Here is a 24439-nt window from a genome sequence, read left to right as displayed (position 1 = left end):
ATGCAATGTCTAATCCAATTTTCAAAGGTCTGACGGCCACATGCTTGGTTGTCACGCTGTCACTGGCTTTTTGCCTGGCGATTCCCCCCGAGTGGCTGATGGGGTGGGGGACTCTGATTCCAGTAGCCATGGTGCCAGCGCAGATTGTGATCAGCCTATTTTGGGGATGTGGCTACCCCAGGCAATGCGCACAACTGTCCCAGCCATGGAAAGGCATCGCCTATCTGCTTGCTACTCTGCTGGCCGGATCACTGGTGGCTTGGGTTGCGTGGCAGACAATTGGGGGCGGAATCTCCCCGCCGCTTCCCTTCGTCAACATGTATCTAATCTTCTCGGTAGCGGCAACCTTGTGGCTGGTCGTTGTTTTCCAAGGATGGCCGTTCAATCGACTTTGTTCGAATTCCGGCTTGGCAGGCGTACTGCTCTGGCTATGGGCCTATCTTTTGGCCTATGGGCTATTCCGCAGTCTGTTCGATTTCTCCTTTCTTAAGGAAGCGCCGGTTTATGTGGCAGCACTGGATCCGGGTGGTGTATTCATGGCCTGGCTTCCGCTGATATTCTCAATTACCAGTGTCATGGTTTTGCTCACTTTCGTTCTTTTCGATTTCTGGCCAATTCAAACGCTGGCAGGCCGCTTCCCAATCTTCGGGAGGCAACCGTACTTCGCGATCTTCAGCGGGATATTTATTGTCACCATTACCTCGGGTATCTGGAATTTCTTTGTCGGTACTCTTGGTATGGATCTGGTGCGTTTTCTGGTCAAAGTGAGCGTGTCCGGTGTTTTCGGAATCTTCGTCGTTCTGGTCATGCTTGATGGGCTGCCTTCAATTAATTACCGACAACCCTGGCGTGGCATTCTTCTGTCCGGTATTGCAACTGTATTGGCGATCGCCGGATTCAATCTCTATGAATTTCTGGCTTTAAGTTACTTCGCTCTGCCCGCCGGGCAGCCTGGTTACGTTCTGGAACTGTGGATTGCTTCTGCGATGTTAGCCATTACCTTTCCCGCCATGGTGGGCTTTGCAAAGTATTTCGATGGCTGGCCATTGTTCCGTAATGAGAAGGTTCTGCAGCCTGCTGAATCAGATATGGCTGACAGTTCGGCATATCGAGCACCTGTCGAAGAACGATGAGCCCTACAACAAAACGCATCACTCTCCTGCTTGCTGCCACCTTTCCTTGTCTCGGCATCCCAGCCGAGAACGGAGCAACGACGCTCGACGCAGTCGTCGTCAGCGGCAGCCGGGTCGAGCACAATACTTTCGACCTGCCGGCGGCGGTCGATGTCGTCGACGCCGCCCGCATCGGCGCCGATCAGGCGCGGGTCAATGCCTCCGAGGCGCTGGCCGCGGTGCCCGGCATCACCGTACAGAACCGCCAGAATTACGCCCAGGATCTGCAGATTTCTTCGCGCGGCTTTGGTGCCCGTTCCGCCTTCGGCGTGCGCGGCATCCGCCTCATTTCCGATGGCATTCCGGCCTCGATGCCAGATGGACAGGGGCAGGCGGCGACCTTCAACCTTGATCGCGCCGAACGCATCGAAGTTCTGCGCGGGCCAATGGCCGTGGTTTATGGCAACCATGCCGGCGGCGTTATCCAGATGTTCACACCGGACGGCAAGGGGGCGCCGAACATCGAAGGTGGTTTTGTCGCCGGCAGCAACAACACGTGGAAAACCGACATCAGCGCCCAAGGCGAAGTCGGCGGCCTCGGCTACGTCATCGACGCCTCGCGCTTTGCCACTGACGGTTACCGCGACCACAGCAAGGCCGAACGTGACCAGAGCATGGTCAAGCTGACCTACCGGCCGAGCGCGGACGGCAAGCTGACTTTCATCGCCAACAGTTTCAAACAGACGGCCGATGATCCGCAGGGCCAGACCTGGGCCGGCTATCAGGCCAATCCGCGCAGCGTCGCCCAGCCGGTGCTCGACTACAACACGCGCAAGAGTATCGACCACATGCAGGGCGGACTGACCTACGAGCACCGTTTTGGCGATCATTCGGTGCTGGTTTCGGCTTATGCCGGGCAACGGTCGACCATTCAGTACCAGTCGATTCCACCCGGCCCGCAGGGCAATTCGAAGCACTCCGGCGGCGTCATCGATTTCGACCGCGATTTCGCCGGCGCCTCGACGCGCTGGATCGGCCGCTTTCAGCTGGCTGGCGGCAAGCTGACGACGACCGTTGGTGTCGACTACGAGCAATCGATCGACAACCGGCGCGGTTACGAGAACTTTATTGGCACCACGCTCGGCGTCAAGGGCGTCCAGCGTCGTGCCGAAGAAGACCGTGTTGCCAGCTTTGATCAGTACGCCCAGGCCGAATGGCAGGGCGAGCGCTGGACTTTCAGCGGCGGCGTTCGGCACAGCAATGTCTCGTTCAGTGTCAAGGATGCCTACCTGAGCAACGGCAACGATGGCGGCAGCGTCAGCTACGAGAAGACGACGCCGACCATCGCCGCCATGTTCCGCCTGACACCGACGGTGAACATCTACGCCAGCGCGGCCCGCGGCTTCGAGGCGCCGACCTTCAACGAACTGTTCTATTCCGGCCCGGGTGGTACTTTCAGCTACAACCTCAAGCCGTCGACCAGCACGCACTACGAAACCGGCCTGAAAGCCTTTATCGGCAGTGACTCACGCCTCGATCTGGCGGTTTTCCAGATCGAAACCGAGGATGAACTGGTCGTTGATTCCGCCGCCGGTGGCCGGACGACTTACCGTAATGCCGGCCAGACTATGCGTCGTGGCCTCGAAGCTGCAGTCGATAGCCGCTGGGCCAACAACCTCTCGACCCGCGTCGCCTACACCTTCCTCGACGCCCGTTACGATGAAGCCTTCACCACCTCGTCCGGCCTGATCAATGCCGACAATCGCCTGCCCGGCGTTCCCGCCCAGAGCCTGTTCGGCGAACTGGCCTGGAAGCATCCGGCCAGCGGCTTCCATGCAGCCGTCGAGGGCATCGCCCGTAGCAAGGTCTACGTTGAGGACACCAACACCAGGCAGGCGGCGCCGGGCTACGTCATCGCCAATCTGCGCTTCGGTGTCGACCGCAAAGTCGGCGATGTGAACCTGCGTACCTTCCTGCGCTTCGACAATATTTTCGACCGCCAGTACGTCGGCTCGGTCATCGTCGGCGACGGTAACAGCCGCTACTACGAAGCAGCTCCGGGCTGCACTTGGCTGGCCGGCGTCAGCGCCCGATACAGTTTTTGAATCACTGATGTTTTTCGATTTTTTCAGTGGAACTGATTTTCTGTGGCTCACTTCGAGCAACTTTGGAAGTGCTGCCACGAGTCCTTAGCGGCAGGAGGTTGACTTGGGAACGGTCAGATAGACGACCAATCTTTCTTCGGTGGCAGGGCAACTCTGGTAATGGGGCTACGTTCCGCCGCAATGACACGGTCCATGACATCGTATAGCTCCTTGATTAGTTCCGGGCCAAAAGCCTGTTCGATAGCCTTGTATTGCTCGACGATCAACGGGCCAAGTTCTGCCACCAATTGTTCGCTTTTCGGGGTCAGCCGAACAATCACCCGGCGCTGGTCTTCCTCCATACGTTGGCGAGTAACCAGATGCATTTCTTCCATGCGCGAAAGAACGCCAGTCATGCTCGGACTCAGGATGTGGCAAATTTCGCAGATCTCCCGCGGCTCCAGTTGCTCCATCTCGCTTAGTGTGCGCAGGATTCTCCACTGCTGCTCAGTCAGCCCGAAATGCGAGATGATTGGGCGAAAATGGCAGAGCAATTCTTCCCTGGCTTTCAGGAATAGTTGGGGTAGATTTCGGTAAGCTAGTTTGCGCGACATGGCAAAAAGGTCTCTGGTCGTAGGTCAATCACGTGCATTCAAGATGCGTATCTGGGCAAATGATATCAGTTGACTGGCTAATATGTTAGTGATTGAATCGGCGAGATGGCCCGGTTTTTGGGCTGGCGGGTAACTACGGATCGAGTGAACGGGATTGGAAAGTGGAATGAACTCAGCGCCGCTTCAAGCCATACCGGACATCCATATCGGGCGGGTATACGACCAGCGCGATCCGGAATGTGAAATCCACTATGAGACCTTTGGCCGCCTGGCTGATTTCTTTGGCCGCAATACGCCGCCACATAGACACTACTGCTTTTATCAGATTCACCTGCTGCTCCGTGGCAGCGTTCGCCTGAGTCTCGATGGCCAGGTTTATGGCGGCGATGCGCCCTTGCTGATCTTCACGCCGCCGACCATCCCACATTCGTTTTACTCCGAAGAAGATACTGACGGCCACGTGCTGACCGTGCGCCAGGAAGTCGTGCGCAACTGGTATCGGGAAATGCCGGGGCAGTGGCCGGATGCGCTGCTGCGTGAGCCAGTTTTTTTTGAACTGAGCAGTTTGCCAGCCGGATGCGCCGACGATTTCGCGGCGCTGGTGCAAACGGTTGAACTTCTGCAGCGCGAGTTCGACCTGAATGCTAAGGGCCATTCGGCCTTGTTGCTAGCGCTGGGGGAGTGCGTCTTCATTCATCTGAGCCGCCTGCTACTGGCCCGCGAACCGGCAACTGCCCAGCGTTCGGAGCGTAGTGAAGACTTGCGACTCTTTCTCAACTTCTGTGATCTCGTTGAAGCGCATTTTCGTGACCATCTGACGCTCTCCGAGTACGCCGGTCGTCTGTCGGTGACCGAGGCGCGGCTCAACGATATTTGCCGGCGCATGGCCAACCTGCCATCCAAGGAAGTGGTGCACGAACGTCTGATCCAAGAGGCGCGGCGCCTACTTCGTTACTCTGCCGTGCCGGTCAGCGAAATCAGCTACCAGCTTGGCTTTGCCGATCCCGCCTACTTCTCGCGATTTTTCGCCAAGCGTACGGGGACGCCGCCGAGTCAATTCCGGCTGACTGGTCAGACTTAATCGGGTTACGAAAAGTACAAGTCATTTCCCCAAATGTCCATTCATTAACATCTTAGCAAATGGCTTAATACGTCTCATCAGAGCGCAGTTTCAACGGCGCCATAACGAGGAGTGAGACGACATGGTAGAAAGCAATTTCGACATTACGCGCAAGTTCGTGCGCGTCATGCGCACCCTGCCCAACGGATTGATCGAATTCGAGTTCGCCGTCGGCGATCCGGACGTCGCGGCCGAACTGGTCATGCCCAAGGCAGCCTTCGAAGAGTTCTGCCAGGCCAATCGGGTCGAGTTGTTGACCGAGGCCAAGCCGCAGCCGTCGGATGCCAATGCGGCTGACGCCGATTTCCACTGGAACCTGCATCAGGCGACGCACCAGCGTTTTCGCTGAACCCTTTTTGACTTTTCGGTGCGCATTCGCATCGACGCTGTATTTTTCGAGGAGACAAGCATGGCAATAGATTTGCGGACGGTCAGCATCACGCCGCTGCGCCAGACCTTTGGCCACCTGGCGCGCCGCATGGGCGCCGACAAGCCGGCGTCGCGCTACATGGAAGCAACCATGGACCTGCAGCCGGTCGAGAACTATCACTACCGCCCGACCTGGGAGCCGCAGTACGAGATCTTCGATACGACCCGTACCAAGATCACGATGAAGGACTGGTACGCACTGAAGGATCCGCGCCAGTACTACTACGGTGCCTGGACGCTGGCGCGCGGCAAGATGCAGGAAATCGCCGAAGGCGACTTTGACCTGGTCGACGAGCTTGGTCTGGCTGCTGCCTATCCGGAAGCCGGCAAGACAGAAGCCCTCAGGGTCTTCCTGCCGCTGCGTCATGTCGCCTGGGGTTCGAACCTGAACAAGGCCTATGTCTCGTCCTATGGCTATGGCATCGCCATCTCGCAGGCAGCCTGTTATGCGTCGATGGATCAGCTGGGCGTTGCCCAGTACGTCAGCCGTCTCGGCCTGGCTTTCAATGATCTCGATGCGCTGACCGCTGCCAAAACTGCATGGCTGCAAGGCGCGGAATGGCAGGAACTGCGCCGCTACGTCGAAGACCTGATGGTCGAGAAAGACTGGTTCGAAGTGCTGGTTGCCCAGGATTTCGCGCTAGAAGGCCTGCTCTATCCGCTGATCTACGAGCGCTACAACGAAAAGCTGAACGCCGCCTACAGCCCGGTCTTCTCGATGCTGACCCGCTTCCAGCGTGAATGGTTCGGTGAAACCACCAAGTGGATGGATTCCATCCTCAAGGTGGCCGCTGCCGATAACGCTGACAACAAGGCCAAGCTGGCCGAGTGGATCAAGCACTGGCGCGATCGCGCCGTCGTCGCTCTGAAGCCGGTCGCCGCCCTGGCCTTCGGAGCCGACGCCGACGCCATCATGGACGAACTGGTCCAGAACCTGAATGCCCGCGCCGCCAAGGCCGGTATCACCCTGTAAAGGAAGCCGCATGTCCAACGCATTCATCGCATTCCAGAAGAACGACGACTCCCGCTGCATCGTCGAGGCCATTCTCGAAGACAACCCGGGTGCCATGGTCGTTGATCAGCCTTCCATGGTGAAGATCGACGTGCCGAACCGCTTGGTCATCAAGCGTGAGACGGTCGAAGAGAAGATGGGCCGCAGCTTCGATTTGCAGGAGCTGCAGCTGCACCTGATCACCATCTCCGGCCACCTCGACGAGACCGACGACGAATTCACCCTGAGCTGGAATTCCTGATTCCGGCCGCCAAGGAGAAAAAAATGGATATGAAAGTTGCCAAGAAGCTCGGCCTGAAAGAGCGCTACAGCCTGATGACCCGCGATCTGGCCTGGGATACGACCTTCCAGAAAATGGAAGATGTCTTCCCGCAGACTACCTACGAGGGCATAAAGATTCACGACTGGGACAAGTGGGAAGATCCGTTCCGCCTGACCATGGACGCCTACTGGAAGTACCAGTCCGAGAAAGAGCGCAAGCTGTACGCCATTCTCGACGGCTTCAACCAGAACAATGGCCACCTGTCGGTGACCGATGCACGCTACATGAACGTGCTCAAGCTTTTCCTCGGCTCGACACCGCCGCTGGAACTGATGGCTGCACGCGGCTTCTCGATGATGGGCCGCCAGATGAACGGCGCCGGTCCGCGTGTCGCCTGCCAGATGCAGGCCGTCGATGAATACCGCCACTTCCAGACCCAGATCCACTCGATCTCCAACTACAACAAGTACTACAACGGGATGGACGAGTTCGCCCATCAACAATCCCGCATGTGGTACCTGTCGGACGGCAAGTCCTTCTTCGACGACGCGATCACCGCCGGCCCGTTCGAATTCATGGTCGCCATCGGATTCGCCTTCGAATACGTGCTGACCAACATCCTGTTCGTGCCCTTCATCTCCGGAGCCGCCTACAACGGCGACATGGCGGCGATGACCGTCGGCTTCTCGGCGCAGTCCGACGAAGCGCGGCACATGACGCTCGGTCTCGAATGCATCAAGTTCATGCTCGAACAGGACCCGGACAACCTGCCCATCGTTCAGCGCTGGATCGACAAGTGGACCTGGCGCGGTACCCGCAAGCTGGCCTCGGTCGGCATGATGATGGACTACATGCTGCCCAAGCGCATCATGAGCTTCAAGGAAGCCTGGGAAATGTACGTCGAGGACAATGGCGGCTCGCTGTTCAAGGATCTGGCACGCTACGGCATCACCATCCCGAAATGCTTCGGTCAGACCATTGAGGAAAAGGAACACGTCACCCACCAGTCGTGGATCGGTTTCTACATGAAACCAGAAGCGACCCCGTTCCACACCTGGATTCCGTCGCCCGACGAAATGGACTGGCTGTCCGAGAAGTACCCCAACACCTTCGACAAGTACTACCGTCCGGTGCTTGAGCATCTCGACGCCCAGGAAAAGGCCGGCAACCGTTACAACAACAAGACGCAGCCGATGAACTGCCAGGTATGCGTCAGCACCATGAAGTTCAACGAGCCGGGCGATCCGATGGAAATGTGCTTCCGCGAGTCGGAGTACCAGGGCGAGAAGTTCCACACCTGTTCCGACCACTGCAAGGAAATCTTCGACAACGAGCCGGAGAAGTACATCCAGACCTTCATCTCCTCGCACCAGGCCCTGCAAGGTAACTGCGAGCCGGATGGCGTCGATGTCAATGCGCCGGACTACAAGCCGGGCAGCCAGATGCTCGACTACTGGAAGCTCGACAAGCGGGCGACCGGCGACTTCAACGGCTCGGACGACCAGAAGAACTTTGCCGCTTGGCGCGAGCAGGCCACCAAGAACTAAGGAGACAGCCATGACGATGTTGAAAACCCTCGCGCCCTACGAGTTCAAGTCGAGCGATGCTCTCGAGAACTACAAGGGCAAGCAGTTGCTGTACGTGAACTGGGAACGTCACCGCATGTTCTCGCGTCCCTTCGTGCTCGCCCTGCCGCCGGAAACCCCGTTCTCGGTGATCATCGACCAGTACATGACCGACTGTTTCAGCTACCACCCGGACTGGAAGCAGATCGACTGGAGCACAGTGGTCTGGCAGAACGGCAATACGCCCTTCACACCGGATCGCAACAAGAGCCTGAAAGAGAACGGTATCAGCCACAAGGACCTGATACGTTTCCGGACGCCGGGTCTGGACGGCATCGCCGGCACCGGCTACTAAAAACAAACGGTGCGCCGCGCGGGGTTTCCGCGCGGTAGCTCGGTTTCACCCCGCGGAGATAAAACATGAGCTACGAACTGAGTATCGAGCCCCTCGGCCGGACCATCGAGGTCGAAGACGGCCAGACCATCCTCGACGCCGCGCTGCGTGCTGGCATCTATCTGCCGCACGCCTGCGGCCAGGGTTATTGCGCCACCTGCAAGGTATGCATCACCGATGGCGAAGTTGACCACGGCAATTCCTCCAGCTTTGCGCTCATGGATTTCGAGCGTGAGGAAGGGCTGGCGCTGGCCTGCTGCGCCAAGCTCGAATCCGACATGACTATCGAAGTCGAGATGGAAACCGACGAGGATGCGCGCGATATTCCAGTGCGCGATTTCCCCGGCGTGGTCAGCCGCATCGAGAATTTGACGCCGACCATCAAGGGCATCTGGCTCAAGCTCGACGAAGCACTCGACTTCCAGGCCGGCCAGTACGTCAATTTCAACCTGCCCAACGACCTAGGGCATCGCGCCTTCTCGCTGGCCAACGCACCATCGACCGGCGACGAGATCGAACTGAACATCCGCATCGTGCCCGGCGGTGCCGGCACAACCTGGATTCATAACGAACTCAAGGTCGGCGACAAGATCACGGTGTCCGGCCCCTACGGCCGCTTCTTCGTGCACAAATCGGCCAACGTCCCTTCGCTGTTCATGGCTGGCGGTTCCGGCCTGTCCAGCCCGCGCTCGATGCTGCTCGATCTGCTGGAGGAGGGCAGTGATCTGCCGATCACACTGGTCTATGGCGCGCGCAATCAGGGCGAGCTGTATTACCACCAGGAATTCGTCGATCTGGCGGCCAATCACGCCAACTTCACCTACGTCCCGGCGCTCAACGACGAGCCGGCCGACAGCGGCTGGACGGGCTTCCGTGGCTTCGTGCACGAAGCGGCCAAGGCCCATTTCGACAACGACTTCCGCGGCAACAAGGCTTACCTGTGCGGCCCGCCGGTCATGATCGACGCCTGCATCACGACGCTCATGCAGGGGCGCCTGTTTGAGCGCGACATCTACACCGAGAAATTCTTCTCGGCAGCCGACGCCCAGCAGGTGCGCAGCCCGCTGTTCAAGCGAGTCTGAAGCCCGATTTCCTGTGGGTGGTGGTCGCCTATTGCGTAGCCCCCACAGGCCAAATATTCACCAAAAATAAATCCGTTTAACCCGTTGACTCACTAACATAGTAGTGATTTAATTTAATCACTAACATATTAATAAACGTGGCCTGCCCACACTTAAAGAGGAGATGTCGAATGAACTACCGTCACCTTGCCGCCGCTGGCGTCATCGCTGCCGCATCCCTGTCGGCCCAGGCCCAGGAAGTCACCTTCAAGATCGCCCACTTCCTGCCGTCCGCCGCGCCGACCCAGCAAAAGGTCCTGCAGCCGTGGTGCGAGGAAATGGGCAAGTTGTCCAATGGCCGCATCAAGTGCCAGTTCTACCCGGCCATGCAGTTGGGCGGCACGCCGGCCCAGCTGGCTGACCAGGTCAAGAACGGCGTTGCCGACGTGGTGTGGACCGGCCCGGGTTACTCGGCAGGCCGCTTCCCGGCCATCGAGGCTTTCGAATTGCCGTTCATGGTCAAGGATTCGACCTCTAGCTCGAAGGCGTTGTGGACCTACTACCAGCAGCACGCCCAGCAGGAATTCGCCGCCTACAAGGTGCTGGCTTTCCATACCGACGGCGGCCAGGCTGTGCATACCGCCAGCAAGCAGATCGCCGGCCTGACCGGCTTTGCCGGTGTCAAGCTGCGCACCTCGACCCGCGTCGGCGCCAAGACCCTGGCTGCGCTCGGCGGCCAGCCGGTCGCCATGCCGCCGGCCCAGGTCACGGAAGCCATCGCCAAGGGCGTGGTCGACGGTTCGCTCGGTGCCTGGGAACTGGTCTATCCGACCAAGCTGTCCGAAGTCACCAAGTTCCACCTGCAGCCGGATAACGGCGTTGCCTACCCGACCGCCACGGTGCTGACCGTACTGATGAACAAGCAGAAGTACGACGGTCTGCCGGCCGACCTCAAGGCCATCGTCGACAAGACGACTGGCGAAGTGATGGTCGGCAAGTTCGGCGCCATGTTCGACGAGGTAGCGGCCGATACCAAGAAGCGCATCGCTGCCCAGGGCAACAAGATCACCACGTTGAGCGCAACGCAAGTGACGGCCATGAAGCAGGCGACGGCCAGTGTCGAGGACGAGTGGGCCAAGCAGGTCGGCGAGAAGGGTGTCGACGGCAAGAAGCTGATCGCCGCTGCCCGCGAACTGACCGGTACCACCAAGTAAAAAAACAGGATCGAGGAGAACAGCATGCAAGATCCGATGGGGCTGCCCCATGAGCTGGTGGAGCACGACAAGGTCGAGCACTACCTGATCATGGCCGGCAAGACGATGGCGATTTCAGGTGGTGTCCTGTTCATCGCCCTGATTGCGATGTCGCTGGTGTCGATCATCGGCCGCAAGCTGGGCTTCGGCTCGGTGAACGGCGACATCGAGCTGATGCAGGCTGGCACCGCTGTGGCGGCGACGGCCTTCCTGCCGTACTGCACGCTGCTCGGCGAGCATATCAAGGTGGATTTCTTCACCGAGAACATGCGCGATTCGTTGAAGCGCCCGATTGATGGCATCGCGGAAATCCTGTTTGCAGCGGTTTCCGCCTTGCTGGTCTGGCGCACTATCCTGTCGGCGATTGCCACCCACGAATCGCAGGAAGTGACGACGCTGGTCTCGCTGCCGCTGTGGATTCCGACGGCACTGCTGGTGCCCGGCCTGTTCCTCATGATGATCTGTGCAATCTACCGGGCCTACGCCCACTTCCACCCGACCAAGAATATTCCGGGAGCCCACAAATGAGCGGAACCGCAATCGGCCTGATCGGCTTCGGCTGCCTGCTGGCCATGCTTACGGTGCGTGTGCATATCACCATGGCGATGTTCATCACCGGCGCCGGCATCTACCTGGTCATGAATGCCGGCGAAACCTCCGGCCTGCTGTACACCCTGAACAACCTGGTCTATGCCCGGGTTTCCAACTACGACCTGGCGGTCATTCCGCTATTCATCCTGATGGGCCAGTTCGCCACGCACGGCGGCCTGTCCAAGGCGCTGTTCCGCGCTGCCGGCACCTTGATCGGCCACTGGCGCGGTGGTCTGGCGATGGCTTCGACGGCCGCCTGTGCCGCTTTCGGCGCCATCTGCGGTTCCTCGCTGGCTACTGCCGCCACGATGGGCCAGGTCGCGCTGCCGGAACTCAAGGCCAACGGCTATTCCGGCAAGCTATCGACCGCCACGCTGGCCGCTTCCGGCACGCTGGGCATCATGATCCCGCCGTCCGTGCCGCTGGTCATCTACGCAGTGCTGACCCAGGAATCGATCGGCAAGCTGTTCGTCGCTGCCGTCGTGCCCGGCATCATCGCTGCCCTCGGCTATATCCTGGTCATCGCCTTCGTTGTTCGTCGCGATCCGACGGCCGGTCCGGCTGGCAAGAAGGTGCCGTTCGCCGAGATGATCAAGGCCCAGGTCAATATCATTCCCGTGCTTTGCGTCTTCCTCGTCGTCATCGTCGGTATCTACGGCGGTTGGGCCAACCCGACGGAAGCGGCCTCGATTGGCGCCGCCGCCTGCGGCATTATCGCGGCGGTGTCCGGTGGCATGCGGACCAAGGATTTCCTGCAGAGCGTCTACGGCACGGCCCACGCCACCGGCATGATCTTCATGGTGCTTATCGGCGCCGACCTGCTCAACTCCAGCCTGGCCCTGTCGCAAATGCCGACCGAGCTGGCGACCTGGGTGCAGCACAGCGGCCTGCCGGCCCTCGTCGTGCTGTTTTCCATCCTGCTCATCTACATCCTGCTCGGCTGCGTGATGGATTCGCTGGCCATGATCCTGCTGACCATTCCCATCTTCTACCCGATGGTAATGGGCCTCGATTTCTTCGGCATGAGCATCGAGGACAAGTCGATCTGGTTCGGTATCCTGGCCCTGATGGTCGTTGAAATCGGCCTGGTGCATCCGCCGGTCGGCATGAACCTGTACGTGATTAACAAGATCGCCAAGGATGTGCCGATGAAGGAAACCGCGCTCGGCGTGATGCCCTTCCTGGCTTCCGATTTCCTGCGCATCATTGCACTCGTCTTCTTTCCCACCATGTGCCTCGGCCTGGTTCATTTCCTCGGCTGAGCGGAGTCTCGCAACATGATCAAACAGCAAGTCTGCGGCACGGTGTACGGCGTCATCCTCAATGACACCGTCTCCGTCCAGAAAATCGGTTCGCTCGAGGATGCCCCGTACAAGGGCGCGCCCAAGGCACCGGTGCTTTACCTGAAACCGGCCAATACCCGTGTTGCTTGCGGTAGCACGGTCAACCTGCCGCAAGGTGCCAAAAGCGTCGAGGTCGCCGCCACCATCGGCCTGGTCATGGGCCGCGCCGCCGGTCGCCTGGCCGCGGGCAACGCGCTCGAGTCGGTTGCCGGCATCGTGCTCGCCGCCGACCTCAGCCTGCCGCATAGCAGCTACTACCGTCCGGCGATCCGCGAGAAGTGCTTCGACGGTGCCTTGCCGATTTCCTCGGTCAAGCCGCTGGCCGATCTGGCGGGGCTGACGTTGACGACCGAAATCGACGGCCAGGTGGTCGACACCCGTTCGTTGACCGACCTGATCCGTTCGCCGGCCAAACTACTGGCCGATGTTAGCGAGTGGATGACTCTGAGCCAGGGCGACGTCCTGCTCGTCGGCGTGCGCTACATGGCGCCTCAGGCCAAGGCCGGCAGCGCCGTTCGCATCAGCGCTGAAGGTCTCGGCAGCCTGAATTTCACCATCGCCGAAGGAGTTGCAGCATGAAGCGCGGTCGCATCGCCTACAACGGCGCCGTTCATCAAGTCACCGAAGCCAATGGCAAGGTCCGTCTAGCCGATGGCCGCCTCTTGAACGACGGTGACTTCCAGTGGCTGCCGCCGGTCGAAGTCGGCACCGTCTTCGCCCTCGGCCTGAACTACGCCGACCACGCCAAGGAGCTGGCTTTCAAGGCACCGGAAGTGCCGCTCGTCTTCCTCAAGGGGCCGAACGCCATCACCGGCCACAAGGCCAACACTCGCCGTCCGGCCGACGCCACCTACATGCACTACGAGTGCGAACTGGCCGTGGTCATCGGCAAGACCGGCAAGAACGTCAAGAAGGCCGACGCCATGGACATCGTCGCCGGCTATAGCGTGGCCAACGACTACGCCATCCGCGACTACCTGGAAAACTTCTATCGGCCGAACCTGCGCGTCAAGAACCGCGACGCCTGCACGCCGCTCGGCCCGTGGCTGGTCGACGCTGCCGAAGTGCCGAATCCGATGGCGCTCAAGCTGACCACCCGCGTCAATGGCAAGACGACGCAGACCGGCACGACGGCCGACATGATTTTCGACATCCCGACGCTGATCGAATACCTGTCGTCTTTCATGACGCTGAATCCGGGTGACGTCATCCTGACCGGCACGCCGGAAGGCCTGGCCGATGTCAAGGCCGGCGACGTGATCGAGACGGAAGTCGAGGGCGTCTGCTGCCTGATCAACACCATCGTCGACGACGCTACTTATTTCGCCACCGTCTAAAGAAAGCGAGAACAGCACATGATCCAACACATCATCAACGGTCAGAAGGTCGGCAGCAAGGAAACCTTCGAGACCATCAACCCGGCGACCGGCGAAGTGATCGATACCGTCGCCAGTGGCGGCCAGGAAGAAATCAACGCTGCCGTTGCCGCCGCCAAGGCTGCCTTTCCGGGCTGGGCGGCAACGCCGGTCAAGGAGCGCGCCCGCCTGGTACGCCGCCTGGGCGAACTGATCGCCGCCAATGTCGAGCCGATCGCCGACATGGAAACCGCCGACTGCGGCCAGGTCACCAACCAGACCAAGCGCGTGCTGATTCCGCGCGCCTCGGACAACTTCAACTACTTCGCCGAGCTAATCCTGCACATGCATGGCGAAACCTACGATTCCGACACCGGCCACCTGAACTACACGCTGTGGCAGCCGGTCGGCGTCTGCGCGCTGATCTCGCCGTGGAACGTCCCGTTCATGACTGCCACCTGGAAGACCGCGCCCTGCCTGGCTTTCGGCAACACGGCCGTGATGAAGATGTCGGAGCTGTCGCCGCTGACCGCTAACCGCCTCGGCGAACTGGCCCTCGAAGCCGGCATCCCGGCTGGCGTCTTCAACGTCGTGCATGGTTTCGGCGACAAGGCCGGCGAACCGCTCGTCTCGCACCCGGATGTCCGCTCGATCTCCTTCACCGGCTCGACCGCCACCGGCAACCGCATCGTCAAGGCGGCCGGTCTCAAGAAGTTCTCGATGGAACTGGGCGGCAAGTCGCCCTTCGTCATCTTCGACGACGCCGACTATGAACGCGCGCTCGACGCCGCAATCTTCATGATCTTCTCGAACAACGGCGAACGCTGCACCGCTGGTTCGCGGATCATCGTCCAGGCCGGCATCTACGACAAGTTCGTCGCCGATTTCGCCGCCCGCGCCTCGCGCCTGGTGGTCGGCGACCCGATGGACCCGAACACGGTCATCGGCCCGATGATCTCCAAGGGCCACATGGACAAGGTCAATTACTACATCGAACTCGGTAAGCAGGAAGGCGCCAAGGTTGTCGCCGGTGGAGGCACGCCGGTGGTCGCCGACAAGTTTAAGAACGGTTTCTGGGTGCAGCCCACCGTCTTCGCCGATGTCGACAACAAGATGCGTATTGCCCAGGAAGAAATCTTCGGGCCGGTGCCCTGCATCATCCGCTTCAAGACCGAAGAGGAAGCTGTCGCCATCGCCAACGACACCATCTACGGCCTGTCGTCGTACTTGTGGACCAACAACACCGGCCGCGCCATCCGCCTGGCCAAGGCCATCGAGTCGGGCATGACCTTCGTCAACAGCCAGAACGTCCGCGACCTGCGCCAGCCGTTTGGTGGTTCGAAGGCCTCGGGTACTGGCCGCGAAGGCAACCACTACAGCTTCGAGGTGTTCTGCGAAGCAAAGAATATCGCCGTTTCGTACGGTAGCCACCACATCCCGCGCTGGGGCGTCTAAACAAATACTCCCTCCCCTTCACGGGGAGGGTTGGGGTGGGGATGGGTTTCCGACACTGCAAAGGAACCCATCCCCCTCCCGGCATCCCCCTTGAAGGGGGAGGAGGAAGAAACCGAGGAGACCACAAATGGGAAAACTAGTACTTGCCGCCAAGATCACCCACGTTCCGTCGATGTATTTGTCGGAACAGGATGGCCCGCATAAAGGCTGCCGTCAGGCGGCCATCGACGGTCACAAGGAAATCGCCCGCCGCATGCGCGAACTGAAGGTCGACACCATCGTCGTCTTCGACACGCACTGGCTGGTCAATTCCGGCTACCACGTGAATTGTGCGCCGTCGTGGGAGGGTATCTACACCTCCAACGAGCTGCCGCACTTCATCAAGAACATGCCTTTCTCGTACCAGGGCAACCCGGCGCTCGGCCATGCCATTGCCGAAACGGCGACCGCCGCCGGCGTGCATACCCGCGCCCACGACGCGACCAGCCTGGCGCTGGAATACGGCACGCTGGTGCCGATGCGCTACATGAACGAGGACAAGCAGTTCAAGGTCGTCTCGGTATCGGCGCTGTGCACCGTGCATAACCTGGCCGATTCCATCGAACTGGGGCGTGCCGTGCGCAAGGCCATCGAGGAGAAGTTCGAGGGCAATGTCGCCGTGCTCGCTTCCGGTTCGCTGTCGCACCGCTTCGCCCAGAACGGCGTGTCCGACCAGTTCCTGCACAAGGTCTGGGACCCGTTCCTGGAAACCGTCGATCACCACGTCGTCGAACTGTGGAAGAACGGCGACTGGAAGACCTTCTGCGGCATGTTGCCGGAGTACGCGGTCAAGTGTCACGGCGAAGGAATGATGCACGACACGGCGATGCTGCTCGGCGTGCTCGGTGCCGAGGACTACCAGGGCAAGGCCGAAATCGTCACGCCTTACTTCGGCTCGTCCGGCACCGGCCAGATCAACGTCGTATTCCCCATTTAAAAGAGCTTAAGGATGCCCATCAGCGCACGCTCGTCATCCCCGCGAAAGCGGGGATCCATTTCGTCGAATTTCCTGGATTCCCGCTTTCGCGAGAATGACGACAGCCTTGGGTCTTCGCTAAAGCCGTCCTATTCCCTTGACAGAGAAACCTTAAAAGCAATCTTCAGGAGACAGATTCATGGGTGAAATCGTCATGGCCATCAAGTGCACACACGTGCCGTCGATGCTTATTTCCGAACAACCGGGCCCGGCCCACGGCTGCCGCCAGGCCGCCATCGATGCCGAGCGGGAGCTCGGCCGGCGCGCCGTCGAGCTCGGCGTCGACACCTTCATCGTGTTCGACACGCACTGGCTGGTCAACGCCGGCTACCACATCAACAACAATGCGGTGCACAAGGGCAACTACACCAGCCACGAGTTCCCGCACTTCATCCAGGACCTGCCCTACGAATTCCCGGGCAACCCGGAACTGGGCGACCTGATCGCCGAAGAAGCCACCGCCATGGGCGTCAAGACACGCGCCCACCAGGTAGCCTCGCTCGACCTGGAATACGGCACGATTTTGCCGATGCGCTACATGAACCCGGAAGGCAAGATCAAGGTTGTCTCGATCGCCGGCTGGAGCACCTTCGGCTCGCTCGAAGAGTCGCGCATCCTCGGCGAAGCGCTGGCCAAGGCCGTCGCCCGCAGCAACAGCAAGGTCGCCATCGTCGCCTCCGGCTCGATGTCGCACCAGATCTGGGAAAATCGCCTGGTCGAACAGGGCTTCAACAGCATCAGCCGCGAATTCAATAAACAGGTCGATCTGCGCGCCCTGCAACTGTGGGAAGGCGGCGAATGGGACACCTTCCTGCGCATGCTGCCCGAGTACGCTCAGTACTGCACCGGCGAAGGAAAGATGCACGACACCGCCATGCTGTTCGGCGCCATCGGCTGGGACAAGTACGAAGGCAAGGCCGAGATCGTCTGCCCCTACTTCGAAAGCTCGGGTACCGGCCAGGTCGTCGTTAGCTTGCCGGTTGCCGGAATTCCGCTGGTCGCCCGCGGTATTGGCGCCGAAATGCCGGTTTCCTGACCAAATAAATCCAAGGAGCGAGGAATGCCCCATCTGATCTTTGAAATCACCGACAACCTGAACACGCCGGAGAGCGACGTTCCAGGGCTGTTGAAGAAGGCCAACCAGGTGTTGATCGACCAGGGTGGGGTGTTCCCGACCGGCGGCATCCGCTCCCGCGTCATCTGGCTCACGGATTACTGCGTGGCCGACGGCAGCCAGCCGACTGATGCCTTCGTGCATGCCACGCTGAAGATTGGCGCCGGACGTTCCGACGAAGCCAAAAAGAAGACGGGCGACGAGCTGTTCGCGATGTTGAGCGAGCACTTCGCCTCCAGCTTCGAGCGTCACGGCCTGGCCCTGTCGATGGAAATTGCCGAGTTCAGCGAAGCCGGCACCTGGAAGAAAAACAACATTCACCCCCGCTACAAGAAGAACTGACAGAGGAGAAACAACATGCTCAGCCAAGAGATCATCCAGGCCGCCGCCAAGCGCCTGCACGAAGCCGAAAAGGCCCGCAATCCGGTGCGCCAGATTTCGCTGGACCACCCGGAAATCACCATCCCCGACGCCTACGCCATCCAGAAAGCCTGGGTGCAGATGAAGCTGGAGGATGGCCAGAAGATCGTCGGCCACAAAATCGGCCTGACTTCGCGCGCCATGCAGATGTCGTCGCAGATCAACGAGCCGGATTTCGGCACGCTGCTCGACGAAATGGTCTACAAGGACGCCGCCGAGATTCCCTGCGAGCGCTTCATCGACCCGATGGTCGAGGTCGAGCTGGCCTTCATCCTGAAGGATCGCCTCGAAGGCGAGAACGTCACCATCTTCGACGTACTGTCGGCCACCGACTACGTGACCCCGGCCGTCGAGATCATCGACGCCCGCTGCCACCGCATCGACCCGGAAAGCAAGCGGCCGCGTAAGGTCATGGATACCATTTCGGACAATGCCGCCAACGTCGGCATCATCCTCGGCGGCCGCCCGATCAAGCCGCTGGAACTCGACCTGCGCTGGGCCGCCGCGCTGCTCTACAAGAATGGCATTATCGAGGAAACCGGTGTCGCTGCCGGCGTGCTGAACCACCCGGCCAATGGCATTTCGTGGCTGGCCAAAAAATTTGCACCGCACGGTGTGGCGCTGGAGCCGGGGCAGATCATCCTGGCCGGTTCCTTCACCCGTCCCGTCAAGGTGGCGCCGGGCGATACCATTCATGTCGATTACGGCCCGCTCGGTAATATCAGCGCCCGTTTCATCTGAGATTGGTGATGCCGTCATTCCCGCGAAAGGGGGAATCCAGGTTGTTGGTTTTTCTGGACTCCCGCCTGCGCGGGAGTGACGAAATTTGTAGCTTTTACTGAAAAAGTGAGTCCGTTGTGGAAATGCCCCTGAACCAATTCAAGCGTGCCCTTGCCGCCGGCGAAACCCAGATTGGCCTGTTCCTCGGCATGGCCAACGCCTACGCCGCGGAAGTCGTTGCCACAGCCGGTTTCGACTGGTTATTGATCGACGGTGAGCACGGCCCGAACGATCTGCAATCAATCATCGGCCAGTTGCAGGCGCTCGGCCAATACCCGGTCAAGCCGGTGGTGCGCACTGTCGATCACGATACGGCGGGCATCAAGCAGTTGCTCGACGGTGGCGTGCAGACGCTGATGGTGCCGATGGTCGAAACTGCCGCCGAGGCTGAAAGCCTGGTCCGCGCCATGCGCTATCCGCCGCACGGGATTCGTGGCGTCGGAACGGCGCTGGCCCGGGCGGCACGCTGGAACGGCGTCGAGGGTTACTTCGCCAAGGCCGACCAGGAAATGTGCCTGATCGTCCAGATTGAATCGACTGCCGGGCTGGCAGGGCTGGACGATATTCTCAAGGTCGATGGCGTCGATGCAGTTTTCATCGGTCCGTCCGATCTGGCGGCGTCGATGGGGCACCTCGGCAATCCGGGCCACGCTGATGTCAAGGCGGCTGTCGAGGGGGCCATCGGCAAGATTTCAGCTGCCGGCAAGGCGGCGGGTGTGTTCTCGGCCGATCCGGTTGCCGCGGCCGCTTATCAGGCGATTGGCGCCAGCTTCCTGCTGGTCGGTGTCGATGCGCTGTTGCTGCGCAATTCGGCCGTAGCCCTGGCCGACAAATTCAAAAAAGCGGATGCCGGCAAGACCGGCGCCGCCTACTAAAACATTCAGGAGAACAGCTCATGCTGGCATTGAAAGACACCAACCTGCTGCGTCAGGCCTGCTACATCGACGGCACATGGGTCGGCGCCGACAGCGGCGAAACCATCCCCGTCACCAACCCGGCCACCGGCGAAACCATCGCCACCGTGCCGCGCTGTGGCGCCGCCGAAACCGAGCGCGCCGTGTTGGCTGCCGACAAGGCGCTGAAGACCTGGCGCGAAACCACCGCTGCCGAGCGTTCCCGCATCCTGCGCCGCTGGTTCGACCTGCTGATGGCCAACCAGGACGACCTCGCTGCGCTGATGACCGCCGAGCAGGGCAAGCCGCTGGCCGAAGCTAAGGGCGAGATCGCCTATGCCGCGGCCTACGTCGAATGGTTCGCCGAGGAAGCCAAGCGCGCCTATGGCGAGGTCATCCCGTCGCCGTTCAAGGATCGCCAGCTGGTCGTCACCAAGGAGCCGGTTGGCGTTTGTGCTGCCATCACGCCGTGGAACTTCCCGTCGGCGATGATCACCCGCAAGGTCGCCCCGGCGCTCGCAGCCGGTTGCACCATCATCCTCAAGCCGGCCGAGCAGACCCCGCTGTCCGCCCTGGCCCTGGCCGAACTGGCCGAGCGTGCCGGCGTGCCGGCCGGCGTGTTCAGCGTCGTCACCGGCAAGGCCTCGGCCATCGGTGGTGTGATGACGGCCAGCCCCATCGTCCGAAAACTGACCTTCACCGGCTCGACGCCAATCGGCCAGTTGCTGATGCAGCAGTGCGCCGGCACGGTCAAGAAGATGTCGCTGGAACTAGGCGGCAACGCACCCTTCATCGTCTTCGACGATGCCGATCTCGATGCCGCCGTCGCCGGTGCCATCGCCTCCAAGTACCGCAACGCCGGCCAGACCTGCGTCTGCTCCAACCGCTTCCTGGTCCAGGATGGCGTCTATGAAGCCTTCGCCGCCAAGCTGGCTGCCGCCGTCGCCGGGCTGAAGGTCGGCCACGGAACGGAGGAGGGCGTCACGCAAGGCCCGCTGATCGACGATGCCGCCATCAACAAGGTCGAGGAACTGGTCAAGGACGCCACCGACAAGGGTGCCCGCGTCGTCACCGGCGGCAAGCGCCATGCGCTGGGCCGCACCTGGTTCGAGCCGACCATCCTGGCCGATGTGACGACCGGCATGGCGGTGGCCAAGGAGGAAATCTTCGGGCCGGTCGCCCCGCTGTTCCGCTTCAAGACCGAAGCCGAAGCTGTCCAGATGGCCAACGACACCGAATTCGGCCTCGCCGCCTACTTCTTCTCGAAGGACCACGGCCGCGTCTGGCGCGTCTCGAAGCAGCTCGAATACGGCATGGTTGGCGTCAATACCGGCCTGATTTCGACCGAGGTTGCCCCGTTCGGCGGCGTCAAGATGTCCGGCATCGGCCGCGAGGGCTCCAGCCATGGCCTCGACGAGTACATGGAAACCAAGTACCTGGCGCTGGGTGGCCTCTGATCGTCATTCCCACGAAAGTGGGAATCCAGAGATGTTCAGCGACCTTCCTTCGTACCTCTGGATTCCCGCGTGCGACCAAAGGAAGTCCCTGAGGGACGCGGGAATGACAAACTACTAAGACCTGCCGATGACAAATCCCGCCATTGAACCGGCCCGCGAGGGCCGTTTCATTTTGCTGCTCGGTGCGTTGGTTGCCTTCGGGCCGCTCGCCATCGACCTCTATCTGCCGGCCTTGCCGGCCATCGCCATCGGTCTGGCTGCAACGCCGGAAGCGGTACAGTTGTCGATCACCGTTTTCCTCGCCGGCTTTGGCCTCGGCATGCTGTTCTACGGGCCGATCTCCGACCGTTATGGCCGGCGCACCGTGATGCTCAGCGGCATCGCGCTGTTCGCCCTGGCCAGTCTGGCCTGCATGCTGGCGACCGGCGTCGAGCAGTTGATCGCCGCCCGTTTCGTCCAGTCGCTCGGCGGCGGGGCGGCTTCGGTGCTGGCCCGGGCCGTCGTCCGCGACGTTTACACGCCGACCGAGGCGATCCGCAAGCTGTCGCTCATGGCGATGGTTACTGCCATCGCGCCGCTGCTTGCCCCCTTGCTCGGCAGCGTGCTGCTGGCCGGCTTCGGCTGGCGCGGCACCTTTGCTGCTGTGCTGCTTTGGGGGGTCCTGAGTTTTGTCGTCGTCTGGCGTTATCTGCCCGAAACGCTGCCGGCCGAACGGCGCGGCCAGTTGCCACTGGGTGCCGCCTTCGCCGCCTATTTTCACCTGCTGCGCGATCCGGTCGCCGTCGGTCTGCTGCTCGCCGGCGGCATGTCCTTCGCCGCGATGTTCGCCTACATCACGGCCAGCCCGTTCTATTTCATCGAACTCCAGCATTTCTCGCCCGCGGCCTACGGCGCGCTGTTCGCTGCCAACGCGGTCGGCATCTTTGCTGCCAACTACGTCAACAGCCGGCTGGCCAAAAGCCGGGGTGCCGCAGTGATGGCCGGCGTCGGCAGCGCTTCTGGCTTGGCCGGGGCCTTGCTGCTGTGGATGGCGATGAGTGTCGGCGAAGCCGTGCCGGCGGTCATCGCAGGTCTGTTCATTGTCGTCAGCATGACCGGCCTGCTTGGTGCCAATTGCGTTGGCCTGCTCATGGCCCGCTATCCGCAAAATGCCGGGGCAGCCGCCGCGCTGTTTGGCTCGAGCCAGTTCGGCTTCGGCATGTGGGCGAGCGCGGCAGTCAGTTACACTCACGACGGTAGCGGCCGGCCGATGGCCTGGGTCATCCTGGTCACGGCCGCTATCTCGCTGGCTGGATATCTGTTGTTCCGGCGGGTTTCACGCTGAACATCCGATTTCCGAACACCATGTTTTCCGAACCCATCTTTGAATCTGTCGTTCCATCGAGGCGCCACCGCCTGACGGAGCGTTAGCCATGGCTCTGCCGGCCGGCATGCGCGCCCTAGCACACCGTAATTTCCGTCTGTATTTTACCGGCCAGGCCATTTCCATCCTCGGTTCGTGGATCCAGCAGGTCGCGCTCGCCTGGCTGGTCTACCGGCTCACCGGCTCAGCTGCGTTGCTTGGCATCACCGCTTTTTGTGGCCTGATACCGCAGTTGGTTGTCGGCCCGCTGGCCGGCGCGTGGATCGACAAGCACGACAAGAAGAAATGGCTCGTCGGTGTCCAGTCGCTAATGGCCGTCCAGGCTTTCGTCCTCGCCGGCCTGTGCTGGCTGGACTGGATAACTCCCGGCTTCATCGTGCTCATGGCGCTGGTCCTCGGCGTCTTTAGCAGCTTCGATGCGCCGCTACGCCAGTCGCTGATTGGCAGCTTCGTCGGCAGCCGCGACGACCTGCCCAACGCGCTGGCCCTCAACGCCATGCTCTTCAACGCCGGCCGCTTCATCGGCCCGCCGATTGCCGGCCTGCTCCTCGGCCTGACCTCGGAAGCTGTCTGTTTCGCCATCAACGGCTTTTCCTTCCTGGCGCTGATCGCCGCCATTCTCGTCGTTCGCAGCCAACCGCCGCTGCGCGCCACCGGCTCGGTTGGCCAGGTTTTCAAGGAAGGCGTTTTGTATGCCTGGCAGACGTGGACCGTAAGAATGCTGATCATCACGCTCATCGCGCTGAACCTGACCGCCTCGGCCTACGCCGTGCTGCTCCCGGTCTTCGCCCGCGACGTCTTCGCCGGCGATGCGACGACGCTAGGCTGGTTGTGGGGCGCGGCGGGTTGCGGAGCTTTTGCCTCGACGGTCTTTCTCGCTACCCGTAAATCGGCGCCGGTTATCATCTCGGCAGTCGTTGCCGGCGTTGCGATCAGCGCCGGATCGCTGCTCGTTTTTTCAACAACAACCTGGCTGCCGCTTGCACTGTGCGGCATGGTCGGCCTCGGCTTCGGTATCTCGGTGTGCAATGTCGGCATCAACATGGTGTTGCAAAGCACCGCCCCGGAAGCCTTGCGCGGGCGCATCGTCTCTTTCTTCACCTCGGCCCGCTTTGGTTTCGACGCGCTCGGCGGCCTGCTCGCCGGCTTTGTCGCGGCGGGTTTCGGGGCAGGGCACACCCTGCTGGTCGAAGGCTGTGTGCTGCTCTTTTTCGTCGTGTTTCTATTTACCCGCCGGCAGCGCCTGCAAACGCAAATCGCGGCCGCCCATCAAGGAGTTCAGGATGGCCATTGAAATGATTGCATCCATCGATCTTGCTTCCGCCGAAGAGATCGCCGACCTGGCGCTGGCTGAAGCAGCCAATGCCGGGGTCAAAATCTGTGTTGCCGTGGTCGATCGTGCCGGTCACCCGCTGGTTTTCAAGCGCCAGCAAGGTGCCCCTTTTCACTCGATCGACATCGCCCTAGACAAGGCCTATACGGCGGTCAGCTTCGGTTTTGCGACCGGAAAATGGGACAAAAGCCTGGCTCAGGGCAGCGAAATGTTGCGCCACGGTCTGATGCACCGCGAGCGTTTCGTCAGCTTCGGCGGCGGCCTGCCGATCAAGCACGGCGTGGTGCGGGTCGGCGCCATCGGTATTTCGGGAGGGAGCGAGGCGCAGGATGTGGCTTTCGGCGAAGCCGCACTCGCAGCCTGGCGGCAAAGCCAGCCAGCTTAATCGGCCAGTAGCTTTCTCGGATATAGACT

25 protein-coding genes are annotated in these 24439 nt (G+C 60.9%); 24 read left to right on the top strand and 1 reads right to left on the bottom strand.

What is annotated here, in order from left to right; all coding sequences use genetic code 11:
* Window positions 1-5 precede the first annotated feature (5 nt).
* Window positions 6-1133 carry a hypothetical protein gene (locus KI617_RS12220; protein WP_226446649.1) on the top strand — a complete coding sequence of 376 codons (1128 nt, stop codon included), beginning with the start codon at window positions 6-8 and terminating at the stop codon, window positions 1131-1133.
* Complete coding sequence (locus KI617_RS12215) at window positions 1130-3217, top strand: TonB-dependent receptor family protein (protein ID WP_226446647.1); 2088 nt, start codon at window positions 1130-1132, stop codon at window positions 3215-3217. Before KI617_RS12220 ends, KI617_RS12215 begins: the two co-directional genes overlap by 4 nt.
* Window positions 3218-3330: 113 nt before the next feature.
* Here KI617_RS12215 and hpaR read toward each other — a convergent pair whose 3' ends face one another.
* Complete coding sequence (gene hpaR / locus KI617_RS12210; protein WP_226446645.1) at window positions 3331-3810, bottom strand: homoprotocatechuate degradation operon regulator HpaR; 480 nt, start codon at window positions 3808-3810, stop codon at window positions 3331-3333.
* A 166-nt stretch (window positions 3811-3976) separates the two neighbouring features.
* Here hpaR and hpaA point away from each other — a divergent pair, with 166 nt between their 5' ends.
* The 22 genes from hpaA to KI617_RS12100 all read left to right on the top strand — a co-directional run bounded on the left by hpaA (window position 3977) and on the right by KI617_RS12100 (window position 24410).
* Window positions 3977-4891 (top strand): 4-hydroxyphenylacetate catabolism regulatory protein HpaA, encoded by a 915-nt coding sequence (gene hpaA / locus KI617_RS12205; RefSeq protein WP_226446643.1) that lies wholly within the window; start codon window positions 3977-3979, stop codon window positions 4889-4891.
* 121 nt (window positions 4892-5012) lie between these two features.
* Window positions 5013-5279, top strand: a complete 267-nt coding sequence (locus KI617_RS12200) for a phenol hydroxylase subunit (RefSeq protein ID WP_226446641.1) — start codon at window positions 5013-5015, stop codon at window positions 5277-5279.
* Between the two features lie 60 nt (window positions 5280-5339).
* On the top strand, window positions 5340-6332 hold the full coding sequence (locus tag KI617_RS12195; protein WP_226446639.1) for a ferritin family protein: 993 nt from the start codon (window positions 5340-5342) through the stop codon (window positions 6330-6332).
* A gap of 10 nt (window positions 6333-6342) precedes the next feature.
* On the top strand, window positions 6343-6612 hold the full coding sequence (locus KI617_RS12190; RefSeq protein WP_203468262.1) for an MmoB/DmpM family protein: 270 nt from the start codon (window positions 6343-6345) through the stop codon (window positions 6610-6612).
* A gap of 23 nt (window positions 6613-6635) precedes the next feature.
* Window positions 6636-8180: a YHS domain-containing protein gene (locus tag KI617_RS12185; RefSeq protein ID WP_226446637.1), complete on the top strand. Its 1545-nt coding sequence runs from the start codon at window positions 6636-6638 to the stop codon at window positions 8178-8180.
* 10 nt (window positions 8181-8190) lie between these two features.
* Window positions 8191-8553: a phenol hydroxylase subunit P4 gene (locus tag KI617_RS12180; protein ID WP_226446635.1), complete on the top strand. Its 363-nt coding sequence runs from the start codon at window positions 8191-8193 to the stop codon at window positions 8551-8553.
* A gap of 65 nt (window positions 8554-8618) precedes the next feature.
* Window positions 8619-9674 carry an NADH:ubiquinone reductase (Na(+)-transporting) subunit F gene (locus tag KI617_RS12175; protein WP_226446633.1) on the top strand — a complete coding sequence of 352 codons (1056 nt, stop codon included), beginning with the start codon at window positions 8619-8621 and terminating at the stop codon, window positions 9672-9674.
* Window positions 9675-9844: 170 nt separating this feature from the next.
* Window positions 9845-10867 (top strand): TRAP transporter substrate-binding protein, encoded by a 1023-nt coding sequence (locus tag KI617_RS12170; protein WP_226446632.1) that lies wholly within the window; start codon window positions 9845-9847, stop codon window positions 10865-10867.
* Window positions 10868-10891: 24 nt separating this feature from the next.
* Window positions 10892-11434 (top strand): TRAP transporter small permease, encoded by a 543-nt coding sequence (locus tag KI617_RS12165; protein WP_226446630.1) that lies wholly within the window; start codon window positions 10892-10894, stop codon window positions 11432-11434.
* Complete coding sequence (locus KI617_RS12160; protein WP_226446628.1) at window positions 11431-12759, top strand: TRAP transporter large permease; 1329 nt, start codon at window positions 11431-11433, stop codon at window positions 12757-12759. The genes KI617_RS12165 and KI617_RS12160 overlap by 4 nt, the downstream gene beginning before the upstream one ends.
* A gap of 15 nt (window positions 12760-12774) precedes the next feature.
* Entirely contained in the window at window positions 12775-13419 is a 645-nt protein-coding gene (locus KI617_RS12155) for a fumarylacetoacetate hydrolase family protein (protein WP_226446620.1), read from the top strand.
* Window positions 13416-14177: a fumarylacetoacetate hydrolase family protein gene (locus KI617_RS12150; RefSeq protein WP_226446618.1), complete on the top strand. Its 762-nt coding sequence runs from the start codon at window positions 13416-13418 to the stop codon at window positions 14175-14177. Before KI617_RS12155 ends, KI617_RS12150 begins: the two co-directional genes overlap by 4 nt.
* A gap of 18 nt (window positions 14178-14195) precedes the next feature.
* Window positions 14196-15650 (top strand): 5-carboxymethyl-2-hydroxymuconate semialdehyde dehydrogenase, encoded by a 1455-nt coding sequence (gene hpaE, locus KI617_RS12145; RefSeq protein ID WP_226446616.1) that lies wholly within the window; start codon window positions 14196-14198, stop codon window positions 15648-15650.
* Window positions 15651-15777: 127 nt separating this feature from the next.
* Window positions 15778-16626 carry a 3,4-dihydroxyphenylacetate 2,3-dioxygenase gene (gene hpaD, locus KI617_RS12140; protein ID WP_226446614.1) on the top strand — a complete coding sequence of 283 codons (849 nt, stop codon included), beginning with the start codon at window positions 15778-15780 and terminating at the stop codon, window positions 16624-16626.
* 178 nt (window positions 16627-16804) lie between these two features.
* On the top strand, window positions 16805-17701 hold the full coding sequence (gene hpaD / locus KI617_RS12135; RefSeq protein ID WP_226446612.1) for a 3,4-dihydroxyphenylacetate 2,3-dioxygenase: 897 nt from the start codon (window positions 16805-16807) through the stop codon (window positions 17699-17701).
* A 24-nt stretch (window positions 17702-17725) separates the two neighbouring features.
* Window positions 17726-18121, top strand: coding sequence for a 5-carboxymethyl-2-hydroxymuconate Delta-isomerase (locus tag KI617_RS12130; RefSeq protein WP_226446610.1), 396 nt, complete (start codon window positions 17726-17728; stop codon window positions 18119-18121).
* 15 nt (window positions 18122-18136) lie between these two features.
* Window positions 18137-18940, top strand: a complete 804-nt coding sequence (gene hpaH, locus KI617_RS12125; RefSeq protein ID WP_226446608.1) for a 2-oxo-hept-4-ene-1,7-dioate hydratase — start codon at window positions 18137-18139, stop codon at window positions 18938-18940.
* Window positions 18941-19062: 122 nt separating this feature from the next.
* Window positions 19063-19854 carry an aldolase/citrate lyase family protein gene (locus tag KI617_RS12120; protein WP_226446607.1) on the top strand — a complete coding sequence of 264 codons (792 nt, stop codon included), beginning with the start codon at window positions 19063-19065 and terminating at the stop codon, window positions 19852-19854.
* Window positions 19855-19874: 20 nt separating this feature from the next.
* Window positions 19875-21329: an NAD-dependent succinate-semialdehyde dehydrogenase gene (locus tag KI617_RS12115; protein WP_226446605.1), complete on the top strand. Its 1455-nt coding sequence runs from the start codon at window positions 19875-19877 to the stop codon at window positions 21327-21329.
* Between the two features lie 127 nt (window positions 21330-21456).
* Window positions 21457-22653 (top strand): Bcr/CflA family multidrug efflux MFS transporter, encoded by a 1197-nt coding sequence (locus tag KI617_RS12110; protein ID WP_226446603.1) that lies wholly within the window; start codon window positions 21457-21459, stop codon window positions 22651-22653.
* 88 nt (window positions 22654-22741) lie between these two features.
* Complete coding sequence (locus tag KI617_RS12105; RefSeq protein WP_226446601.1) at window positions 22742-23986, top strand: MFS transporter; 1245 nt, start codon at window positions 22742-22744, stop codon at window positions 23984-23986.
* The gene (locus KI617_RS12100) at window positions 23976-24410 is read left to right on the top strand and encodes a GlcG/HbpS family heme-binding protein (RefSeq protein ID WP_226446599.1); all 435 of its coding nucleotides are present in this window, start codon (window positions 23976-23978) and stop codon (window positions 24408-24410) included. The genes KI617_RS12105 and KI617_RS12100 overlap by 11 nt, the downstream gene beginning before the upstream one ends.
* Window positions 24411-24439: the final 29 nt, after the last annotated feature.

It is taken from the genome of Ferribacterium limneticum, from assembly GCF_020510625.1.
In the GTDB taxonomy this organism is placed as follows: Bacteria; Pseudomonadota; Gammaproteobacteria; order Burkholderiales; family Rhodocyclaceae; genus Azonexus; species Azonexus limneticus_A.
The sequence above is the reverse complement of the archived record's forward strand: the minus strand, read 5'-3'. Positions and strand labels throughout refer to the sequence as shown.